The organism is Pseudoalteromonas sp. SG43-6, from assembly GCF_014164365.1.
GTDB lineage: Bacteria > Pseudomonadota > Gammaproteobacteria > Enterobacterales > Alteromonadaceae > Pseudoalteromonas > Pseudoalteromonas rhizosphaerae.
Genome location: NZ_JACJEZ010000175.1, coordinates 1 through 424, shown reverse-complemented (window position 1 = coordinate 424; position 424 = coordinate 1). Strand labels below are relative to the sequence as shown.

Annotated in this window: 1 tRNA gene; it reads left to right on the top strand. The window is 38.0% G+C overall.

Features of this window, described 5'->3' with window-relative positions:
* Positions 1-11: 11 nt before the first annotated feature.
* Positions 12-87: transfer RNA gene (locus H5201_RS22675), tRNA-Ala, on the top strand.
* Positions 88-424: the final 337 nt, after the last annotated feature.

The window sequence follows — 424 nt, the reverse complement described above, 5'->3', positions numbered from 1 at the left end:
CCAGCATATGTGGGGCTATAGCTCAGCTGGGAGAGCGCCTGCCTTGCACGCAGGAGGTCAGCAGTTCGATCCTGCTTAGCTCCACCACTTACTTCTTAAAAATAAATATTCTTTTATCGGGCAGCTTAATCGCCTGAGAATAGAGTGTGTTTAATTTTGAGAGGTTTTTGTATCTCTTGCTCTTTAAAAATTTGGAAAAGCTGATAATAAAATTCGTATGAATAACATTGTTATTTGTACAGAGTTTTCAAAAGTAAAAAAGAATGATAGCAGTATCATTCAGTGCCATTTAATGAACGTTTACGTTTGTTGATTGGTATCTACTTTAGTATTCAATATTAACTTCTGGCGAAGTTAAACTGTCACAAAACAAAGACCCGTTTGGGTTGTATGGTTAAGTGACTAAGCGTACACGGTGGATGCC